Origin of the sequence: Vibrio sp. 10N.286.48.C11 (genome assembly GCF_041469805.1) — a bacterium.
Lineage (GTDB): Bacteria > Pseudomonadota > Gammaproteobacteria > Enterobacterales > Vibrionaceae > Vibrio > Vibrio crassostreae_C.
The window spans coordinates 1-9,577 of record NZ_JBFRLK010000080.1; the positions used below are offsets into that span (position 1 = coordinate 1).

General features: G+C 42.9%; 11 protein-coding genes. 4 read left to right on the forward strand and 7 right to left on the reverse strand.

Annotated elements, in window-relative coordinates; all coding sequences use genetic code 11:
* Positions 1 to 61 precede the first annotated feature (61 nt).
* Positions 62 to 523: a TetR/AcrR family transcriptional regulator gene (locus AB4209_RS18350; protein WP_017062760.1), complete on the reverse strand. Its 462-nt coding sequence runs from the start codon at positions 521 to 523 to the stop codon at positions 62 to 64.
* Positions 524 to 1,053: 530 nt separating this feature from the next.
* On the opposite strand from AB4209_RS18350, the gene AB4209_RS18355 reads away from it, so the two are divergent.
* Positions 1,054 to 1,353 carry a YfcZ/YiiS family protein gene (locus AB4209_RS18355; protein WP_017062761.1) on the forward strand — a complete coding sequence of 100 codons (300 nt, stop codon included), beginning with the start codon at positions 1,054 to 1,056 and terminating at the stop codon, positions 1,351 to 1,353.
* 36 nt (positions 1,354 to 1,389) lie between these two features.
* Here the strand turns inward: AB4209_RS18355 and AB4209_RS18360 are convergent, their stop codons facing one another.
* Positions 1,390 to 1,686, reverse strand: coding sequence for a YnjH family protein (locus AB4209_RS18360; RefSeq protein ID WP_102332681.1), 297 nt, complete (start codon positions 1,684 to 1,686; stop codon positions 1,390 to 1,392).
* 103 nt (positions 1,687 to 1,789) lie between these two features.
* Between AB4209_RS18360 and AB4209_RS18365 the strand changes: the two genes are divergently transcribed.
* Positions 1,790 to 2,389, forward strand: coding sequence for a hypothetical protein (locus AB4209_RS18365; RefSeq protein WP_017062763.1), 600 nt, complete (start codon positions 1,790 to 1,792; stop codon positions 2,387 to 2,389).
* A gap of 173 nt (positions 2,390 to 2,562) precedes the next feature.
* Here the strand turns inward: AB4209_RS18365 and AB4209_RS18370 are convergent, their stop codons facing one another.
* Positions 2,563 to 3,669, reverse strand: coding sequence for a 1-acyl-sn-glycerol-3-phosphate acyltransferase (locus AB4209_RS18370; protein ID WP_017062764.1), 1,107 nt, complete (start codon positions 3,667 to 3,669; stop codon positions 2,563 to 2,565).
* Between the two features lie 175 nt (positions 3,670 to 3,844).
* Between AB4209_RS18370 and AB4209_RS18375 the strand changes: the two genes are divergently transcribed.
* Positions 3,845 to 4,471 (forward strand): hypothetical protein, encoded by a 627-nt coding sequence (locus AB4209_RS18375; RefSeq protein WP_017067957.1) that lies wholly within the window; start codon positions 3,845 to 3,847, stop codon positions 4,469 to 4,471.
* Positions 4,472 to 4,604: 133 nt separating this feature from the next.
* Here AB4209_RS18375 and AB4209_RS18380 read toward each other — a convergent pair whose 3' ends face one another.
* Positions 4,605 to 5,090: a hypothetical protein gene (locus tag AB4209_RS18380; RefSeq protein ID WP_372056818.1), complete on the reverse strand. Its 486-nt coding sequence runs from the start codon at positions 5,088 to 5,090 to the stop codon at positions 4,605 to 4,607.
* A gap of 27 nt (positions 5,091 to 5,117) precedes the next feature.
* Positions 5,118 to 5,639, reverse strand: a complete 522-nt coding sequence (locus AB4209_RS18385; protein WP_017067959.1) for a nicotinate-nicotinamide nucleotide adenylyltransferase — start codon at positions 5,637 to 5,639, stop codon at positions 5,118 to 5,120.
* A 109-nt stretch (positions 5,640 to 5,748) separates the two neighbouring features.
* Here AB4209_RS18385 and nadE point away from each other — a divergent pair, with 109 nt between their 5' ends.
* Positions 5,749 to 6,579, forward strand: a complete 831-nt coding sequence (gene nadE / locus AB4209_RS18390; protein ID WP_017062768.1) for an ammonia-dependent NAD(+) synthetase — start codon at positions 5,749 to 5,751, stop codon at positions 6,577 to 6,579.
* A 106-nt stretch (positions 6,580 to 6,685) separates the two neighbouring features.
* Here the strand turns inward: nadE and AB4209_RS18395 are convergent, their stop codons facing one another.
* Together AB4209_RS18395 and AB4209_RS18400 are read right to left on the reverse strand one after the other, a co-directional pair.
* On the reverse strand, positions 6,686 to 8,557 hold the full coding sequence (locus AB4209_RS18395; protein WP_372056820.1) for an MOSC N-terminal beta barrel domain-containing protein: 1,872 nt from the start codon (positions 8,555 to 8,557) through the stop codon (positions 6,686 to 6,688).
* 209 nt (positions 8,558 to 8,766) lie between these two features.
* A complete protein-coding gene (locus AB4209_RS18400; RefSeq protein ID WP_017062770.1) occupies positions 8,767 to 9,531 on the reverse strand; it encodes an EAL domain-containing protein in 765 nt (254 codons plus the stop codon).
* Between the last annotated feature and the right edge of the window lie 46 nt (positions 9,532 to 9,577).

The window sequence follows — 9,577 nt, forward strand, 5'->3', positions numbered from 1 at the left end:
CCGCTAATCCGCGATGAACCCAAAAAAAGCCCCCGTAGGAGCTTCTTTTATTGAGTGCTGATTATTGGCTCATACGAATCAATGATTTACCAATCAGCCACTCTAGTTCTTTACCGCTAGTATCGCCAAACTGAGTTTCAGTCAGCTTGTATAGACGATCAATACCGTTTGCAGCGAACTCATGCGCGCTCTCAGCAGTAACGATATGATGGAAAAGTAAACGTAAGATTGCTAGGAACTCAGCGTCTTCAAGTGCTGCAACCCAGCTAGCTGAAAATGCGTCAAGGCCATTTTCGAAGTCAATGTGTTCCACGAACATCTTGAAAATACGACCGTCTAGAGCAGCAGTAAAATCCGTTTTCTTTGGAAAGTGATGACTTATACCTGTACGAGAAACACCCGTTTGTTGACTCAACGTCGTGTATGACATCTTGTCGTAACCCAATCTTAGTAGCTGGTCTACAACGGCATCCATGATTTTCTGGATCGTGATTTCTGTATCTTCTTTACTACGCTTTGGCATATTCAGGCTCTTCTCTTTGTAAATCCATCTAACTCAATCAAATGAAGTCAGAATGAAAATCGTTATCAGCATTATGTGAGCAAGGTATTTTTTCGCAAGTATTTATAACTAAATTCACACAAATACTATGTACGAACAATTTTACAGTGATGCCTCTTTGGACACTTTGTCTAATTATTCTTCGAAAATCACCTTACAATCCTAAGTCGATAAGTTTAAATAACTACTTAGAATATGAAATACCCAACGAAAAATTCATTGTATAAATACCTATCAAGCGATAGATAGTCTTATAAAATCATTTCTGGCGCAACTAAGTGAATGATATTCTGACATATTAATAACATTCCTTTTCAACAAAACGTGAGGTAAATCACATACATATTTGGCGGCGCGAATGTAGATATCCATCAAACACCTTAACAAACAACATAGCATACCAGTATAAATTAGTTCAAAGGTTTTAATTTTTGTAGATACAGTTCAAATTGCTCGTTAGAATAACCTCAGACTTTGTAAGAGGATTATTTATGAGCCAAGATATTGGTAACAACGATGTATGTGAGGCTTGCGGCTGTGCAGGCGAAATCGGGTTCATCATTAAAGAAGGCGACGATGTTGCTGAAGTAACGGTTTACGGAAACTCAAAAGCACTGATTGAAGCTGAGTTTGCTAAGTATGTTGAACTTGCTAAACAAGTGTCTAGCAACGTTGAGTTCGAAGCATCAGAGATGACTGAAGAAAGCACAGAGTTGCACGCTCGCTTTAAATTTGAAGTTAGCGCTGAGAAGATTATTTTTGAACTTAAGACTCGCTCTCTAGCGCGTTAATATAAGCATTTATATGCTTATTAAAAGACGAGTGAATTACTCGTCTTTTTTTAATTGAACCCAAGCCAGTGACCCATTTTGCTCAAAATCATTTTCTGCAGCGCACTGAATCACTACGCCCCCTACCTCTAACACTGCCCCAATACTATAAGCCTTGTCATCATAATAACAAACTCGTTGCTGTTGACTGCCTTGTGTCACCACTACCGCAGCTTTACCGGGCGTTGAAATTACTTTATTGGCACTCGCAGACATTGAGCCAAACAATGAAGCGGCTATCAGAAAGACCTTAATAATTCGTATATTTACTCTAATCATTGATTTACCTATCATCTTTGCTCCATTCCTCGTTAATCTACCGCCAAATGGGTAAAACACTATGCGAGATTAATTTTTCCATTATAGTGTAAGCGTCTATCGTAATAAGAAGCCTGTTATGCTCAGAATAATTGCACTTATTATTGGTTCCTTAACCATAACAAATGTCAGTGCTGAACCACTCGATCACTATCAAATATTGAACCATCTCGATAATTACGGAAACTTATATCTACGAAATAAGCCTTATACATCACTTCCAACTGGCTTGGTGGTAGATGGTAATCTCAATATAGAGAATACTGCGATCACACGCCTACCCAAAGGGTTAGAAGTGAACGGCAGCCTTAAAGGCTCTAACAGCCAACTCGCTCGAGTCCCGAGCGGGGTTAAGATAAAAGGTTACGTCGACTTGATTGGCAGCCAAATCACCAGCTGGCCAAGAGGTGTAAGAGTGGGCGGCTTTATCAACCTCACCGACACTCCACTGGAAAGGCTACCGAATGGCTTTAGAGTAAAAGGCGATCTGAGCGTGATCCGCACTCCTTTAACCGAGTTACCCAACGGGATCGTGATTGACGGCGACCTTTATATAGGCGGTTCTGGGATTACAACATTCCCCGAGACCATGACAGTCAAAGGCAACATCTATCTGGGCGGCAACACCGTAACCAAATGGCCAACCAATCTAGATCTCGGTGGTGCAGTCGCTCGCTAATTCAGGCTAATGCTCTAATGCTCTAATGCTCTAATGCTCTAATGCTCTAATGCTCTAATACGTTAATGCTCGATCGCAGCAACAAATGGTGATTCAGAAACAAAAAAGGAGCCCAAGGCTCCTTTTTCAATTCAATCAAGTTGCTAATCAACTAGCAAGCTAACTAACGCTCGTTAACCAATGTTCTTCACTGGGTTGGCGTAGCTATCGATCAAGTACTGACGCGCACCTTGTGGCAGGCTCGACAGTTTAGCTTCAAACTCTTGTTTAACGGCCGCTGTAATCGACTCATCTTCTTTTTCTGCTGCCAGCAAGTTTACTGGGAACAGTTTGTAGTTATCGTGGATCTGACGATCGATCTCTTCAGCAAGCGCTTCAGGCGTATCAAAATCTTGGTCGATAACCTGACCGAAACCAACGTGAACGCGTCCTTTATCACCGATGATGCCTTGAATGATACTTTCGATATCTTCAAACTCACCCTTTTCGTAACTGCCGTTTACGTCTTTTTCGAAAAGCTCTATCGCTTTAGCCGTGTCACATGGGTCGTTCTCATAAGAAATAGCCACAGGAACAATCTTCAATGACTTCACGTATTCAGGGAAAGCAATTTTTTGCTTACGTCCTTCAACGTGGAACATCTTCAAAATTGCTGGCTCAGTAAAATCGTTACCGTCTTTCGCACGACCTTCCTTTTGAGCGATCCAGATTGAGTTGCCTGTTTCTAGAGAGTGCTTAATGTAGGAAGACAACTGCCCTAGCGCTTTCATCATCTCACGCGGTCCTTTCAGAGAACGCTTTACGATGAAGCTCTTGTTTAAACGCATCAATTCAGTCGCACATGGCTTCTTCAACAGGTTGTCACCGATAGCGATACGACAAGTCTGATGATTATTTTGATGCAGAGCGTAATTTACTAACGCAGGATCCATAGCAATGTCACGATGGTTTGATACAAACAGATAAGCTTGGTTCGCATCCAGTGACTCGATACCCGTGTACGTCACACCGTTAGTGGTTTTCGCTAACGTGTCGCGTAAGTACTTTTTCACTTCAATCTGAATGGATTCAACGCTAGTCAGCTTGCTCCACTTCATTTTTAAGTACACACGCAAAATCGGGCTCATTAATGCTTTAAACCAAGACGCATGGTTTGAAAAACGGTAGTGCAAGATTGCACTGATAAATTCTTCATCATTAATAAGACGGTTTAGTGCCGCTGGAATTTCATCATCGCCGTAAGGACGAATATCAACATATGGATCGGTTGGAGAGGTCATTTTTTAATTCATATAATAAAAAGCTGGCTCATTCTACGCGTTGTTTTGACTTCTCGCAGCTACAGAGCCCATACTTTTGACAAGGTCAGACCAGAAACATTGAAAATCCCCTGTTATTGTTGGCATTCTTTAAGATTAACGGTAATCTTGACGCCCCAAAATTAAGGTACTATCTATGAACTTCGCTATTGAATATACATCGGCTTACTTTTCACACTTGGTGATCACACCACGCAAGAAAGTACTTAAACATAGCCTTGTATCGGTTCAAAGTGGCTTGGTTTTGATTAAGTTAGGCAAACAAGAGTATGCCGTTGAACCAGGACAAAGCGTCTGGATTCCGCACGACTGCCTAACGTCACTGACCTACTTTCCAAACACTCAGGTTAACCGCGTCGACTTTTCTGTTCGTTTAACGGATTCATTCCCAAGACAAGCGGGTTACATCACGCAAACTAACCTCTCTTCGGCACTACTAGAAAAGCTAGAGCAAACCAAAGCTCGAGCTTCCAATGCCAATAATACGGAACAAGCGTTTAAAGATATGCTTTCTGTCTTGAAGCAAGAAGTGTTGTCGTTTAAACCACTGCTTTGCGAAAGTGCTCTTTCTCAGCGATTCAATCAATGGAACATTGATGATTCTAACCTGCCACAAGAGCACACTCTGGTGATGGTGATGCGAGAAGCGAAGAAACGCATGCAGTCAGGTCAAAAACGTTCACTTGTGATTGATGATCTGTTCTCAGGTAAAGAAGAAGAGTTCGAGCAACTGTGTATGCTTGTTTTTGGTGAAGATTTATAGCTTGCCGGAAAGTGAGTGCTGGTATTAAAACTCGCAAGCCAGATACTAAAAAGCCGCAAAAACTGAGTTTTTGCGGCTTTTTTAATTCTTACTATTTAGACGTAGATAGCAATCTATCTGTGTATCTGCCTGTCTAAAATGGCAACTCAACCTGCATCATTAGTTCGGCGTCACGTGAGTCGTGCCAACGATAATCAAAGCGCATACGCGGCTGCCCTTCGACTTTCTCGCCAAAACCGATGCTGAGTTGAAGACCATGATTCATCAACCACTCTTCAGTCGACATATCATACTGCTCATCTTCAAGGTCTTCTGGAAACCACATACCCAAGCCAACATAGTTTGACTCAATGCTTTGTGTCAGCAATGGCGAGTCTTTGGTTTGAAGAACCCAGTCAGACCAATAGTCCGGTGTGCTTTCCGGTTCATCATCGCTCAGCCCACTGATTTCCATCATACGTTGGCCAAAAGACTCAATGCTGGTCGAGAAATCTAGACAATTGTCATCTTCATCAGAAGTCAGCATGATTGAATCTAAGCTAAAAAAATCACACTCAGCATACGCAGGCATACTACATGCTGCCATGATCAACGTCGCTGGTATCGCGCTCTTTAGCATAGTCCTCTGACCTCTTGATTAGTGAACTCACATTATCTGATACAGTCCACTATCTTGCAACATCTTTGTAACTGACTTTGTACTCAGTTTTGCAACATCGCTTCCACTTATCAGTGCATTACGTATGTCTGTGCTGCGAATTTTCACTTTTTCAGGGCAAGCCATTACAGACCACTGCTCGGTAATCTCATCTGATTTATAGAAAGATGAGAACTTAAAGAAGTTATCTGGGCCAATAACAAACGTCAGTTCAGCGTCACGATGTAACTTTTGAAGTTCACTGAGCACTGCATAAGTCGTGACGCTTTCACCTGGGGTAAATAGGCTCTTTTCGATCAAAGAAAGCTCCACTTGATCCAGTGAAAGATCGCTAATAAATGCGTTAACTAACTGACATCTCATATCAAAGTCTAGCATCTCTTTTCCCCAAGCATGGGCAATACTTGGAACGAGTAGAATTTTGTCAAAGTGAGCCAACGAATCAATCACACTTTTGTGCCCTAAGCTCGGTGGATTAAACGCACTACCGAAAATGGCTATTTTTTCCATTGTTTATTACTGCCTTCTCTTTCTAAGCTTGTGCAAAGAGGTTTTTAAATCGGATGATTTAGGTATGATAACACTAGATTTTTAATTTGCTTGCAGGAAAGGAATACGAATGGAACAGTTAATTCGTGACGAAATGCGCGTACTACCTTCAATTGACCCTCACTTCGAAGTGACTCGTCGTGTGGACTTTATTAAAACGAAACTTCAGCAGTCAGGCTGCAAGTCTCTGATCCTTGGTATCAGTGGCGGTGTAGACTCAACGACCTGTGGCCGCTTGGCACAGATGGCCGTGGATAGCCTGAATGAAAACTCTGGCAGCAACGACTACCAATTCATTGCGGTTCGCCTACCTTACGGCGAACAAAAAGATGAAGATGAAGCACAACTTGCTCTCTCTTTCATCCAGCCTTCTCAATCTGTTTCTGTAAACATCAAAGCGGGTGTTGATGGGCTTCACGCAGCATCTCACGTTGCACTTGAAGGTACAGGTTTACTACCAACAGACTCAGCAAAAATCGACTTTGTTAAAGGTAATGTGAAAGCTCGCGCTCGCATGATCGCGCAATACGAAATTGCGGGTTACGTTGGTGGTCTTGTGATTGGTACTGACCACTCAGCAGAAAACATCACTGGCTTCTACACCAAACACGGTGACGGTGCATGTGATTTAGCGCCTTTGTTTGGCCTGAACAAGCGTCAAGTTCGTGAACTTGCAGCAACGCTAGGTGCGCCAGAGCTATTGGTTAAGAAAGTGCCTACTGCCGACCTAGAAGAGCTTGATCCACAGAAAGCCGACGAAGCAGCATTGAACCTTTCTTACGACCAAATCGATGATTTCCTTGAAGGTAAAGAAGTCCCTCAAGACGTGTCAGACCGCTTAGTAGGCATCTACAAAGCAACACAGCACAAGCGTCAACCGATCCCAACGATCTACGATTAATTGTTTGAATTAATCTTAGAATCAAAAAGGCCGGAAGTTCATTTCAGTGAACTTCCGGCCTTTTCTATTCAATGTGCTTTTCTTTCTGGCCTTCCGACCTACCGAGTTAGTCTACAACTTCGATATCAGTTTGAGGCACACTGCAACACGCCAGTATTTGCCCCATGTTGCGTTCATGCTCTTGCAACGCCGGTACATCAGGTTGATGAACTTGCCCAGACTCAAGGGTCACTTTACAAGCACCACAGAAACCCGCTCGACAGCTTGATGCGATAGACACACCTGCCGACTCAGCTTGCTCTAGTAGTGTTGATTGGTTGTTGCCTTCGAACAGGTAGCCGTTAACGCTCAACTGCAGTTGCTTCACCGCTTCTTCCGTTGATTGAGCAACACCAAACGCTTCTTGATGATAATGCTGAGGATTCAGCCCCATTTGAATCAGCAATTTCTTGGCATTATCCATAAAGCCGTCAGGGCCACACACGAATGCTTGGCGCTTATGAAGGTCCTCAATTTTGGCGACATGAGACACACTCAAACGACCTGACAAACCATCCCACTCTTTCGTTGGTTGGCTTAGTGAATAAATCACACTTAGACCAGCATGTTCGCGAGCGATCTTATCAATCTCAGCTTGATAAGGGATATCTTCTTCACTGCTGCATTGGTGATAGAACACCACATCATCAATCTGACCATGGTCGGCTAAGTAACGAAGCATCGACAACATAGAGGTGATGCCGCTTCCCGCTGATAACAGCAGTAATGGATGTGTTGGGTTATCTTCTAAGTAGAATGCGCCATCTGGATTCTGAGCAACTAGCGTGTCACCGACTTGGAAGTGATCATTGAGCCAGTTTGAGATTTGACCATCGTCCACTCGCTTCACGGAAATCGCCAAACGACCTGCGCGTGAAGGGCTAGAAGATAACGTGTAACGACGAGACACTTTCTCGCCATTAATCACCATTTCAATCGGTAGATGCTGCCCCGGCTGATAGCTTGGTAATAAATTGTTCTCTTTCGCTGGCTCTAGCCAAAAGGTTGTGAAGTCGCGAGCGATCTCTTCACGCTCGACGCAAGTTAAGTGCAGTGACTCGACCCAAGAGTCTTCGTAGTGTTCTTTCTCTTTGGTTTCAAGTACCTCAACAACGTCACCCGCTTTCACCAGACCTTCATTTTTCGCCACAAGGTTCTGACCAAAGAAAACGCCACCACGTTCATTGGCTCTGAACGTAGAAAAGGTATTGAGTGGCTCTTTTGTTGCTCTGAATTCGCCGCTCTCAACATCGACTGTCGTTAGGATACAGCGCTCACAAGGCTTCACCGCTTCGAATTCAACCTCACCAATTCGAATGCGCTTCCAACCATCTTCAGCAAACGCTTCAGTGTTTGAGACGACAAAATTGGTGCGGAACTGATCCATGGAATGCGTTTCAGGACTACGGCGATTCAACTCATCTAGAGAGGCTTGGCTGATCACCAACATTGGATAGCCGTCAGCGAAACTGACATTCTGACCAAGCTTTTCTCGAACACGATTGGATTGCTCACCACAGAACAACAGTTCTACGCGAACACCAAGCACATCGCTGAACCAATCATCCGCCTCGTCGTTGGTGGTATACGCGGTGAAGCTGTCTTTCCACACTGTTGCAGGCGCTTCTTGCATCTTGAAGTTTGCATATTTCAGGCGCAGCGATTCTTTACCTTCATAAGTAAAAATCAAACCGTCTGGCTGCAAGCTAGAAGACACCTTGACCATTTTAGGGTACTTACGCGCCGTCACCATTGAGCCATCAGCCAACGCCAACATAAAACGTCTGTCGAAGGTAAGGCCCTGTTTTTCGACCCAAGCAGAAGAGAGTGCAATCCCACCTACTGATTTAACCGGAAACACATTAACTTGAGATAAGGAGGGCTGTTGACCTGAAAGCTCTTGCTCCAAAGCCTTTTGATCCAAAGGTGACTGCGACATAACGATTCCAATGTTTTGTTGTTTGTCCCAATGCTAACAAATGGTTATAAATAGATAAACTGGCAGGCATTAAACACTTGATACTAAGTAGGCATGATTAAACTAATAGAATGGCATTATGTTCCGGCAAACCTAAAACTCTTGAAACTAACGATGATGCTTTACACACTAAAAGTAACCCGAATTTATTCACGCTATTTTTAAGTAGATCAGCAATATGCTGCACCTTGTTTCGACAATTGACTCAATGAGCCAGGTTTGCCTAAGTGATAGCCCTGAAAATAATCTATGCCCTGCGATTGTGCAAAACGTAAATCTTCATGGTTTTCTATACCTTCAGATAACAATTCAATCTGATACTTCCGAGCTAAAAATCTAAGACGCTCCCAAAAGGTCGAATTATCACTCCGGTTTCTCATTAACGACCGATCTATTTTCACTATGTTCGGTTTAACAACCCTAATCAGTGCTTCACCAGTGTTATAACCACTGCCATAGTCGTCTATCGCGATTTTAATTCCAAGACCACGACATACTCCAAACTGGGACATCATCCTTTTCTCGTCAATGCCAACCGGGTATTGTTCATTCTCAGTAAGCTCAATCCATAAGGTTATACCTAACTTGTTGCATGCTTGCCAAATTGGGGAAATATCACGTAGAAAAGTGAAACTTAAAACGTGATCAGGGGAGATATTAATAGTCAGAAAATCAATCATTTTCTTCTGAGACAATAATTCCTCGGACACTCTTAACAAGAATATTTGAGTAAACCATGCAATCTTCTTAGAGTCTAACAGACAGCGAATTGACGATTCAACATCGTGCCCTTTTTCCCAACGTAACAAAACCTCAGCACCGACAGTTCCATTGCCATTAGTTATCGGTTGAAAAACAGGATAAAACAATCCCTGATTAACATCGTCAATAAGTGCTTCGGCTTGTAGATTTTCAGACAACATATTCGTATTCATAAACAAACCTCTTTTTGTGATTAATCCCCGAATTCAACTCCGAACT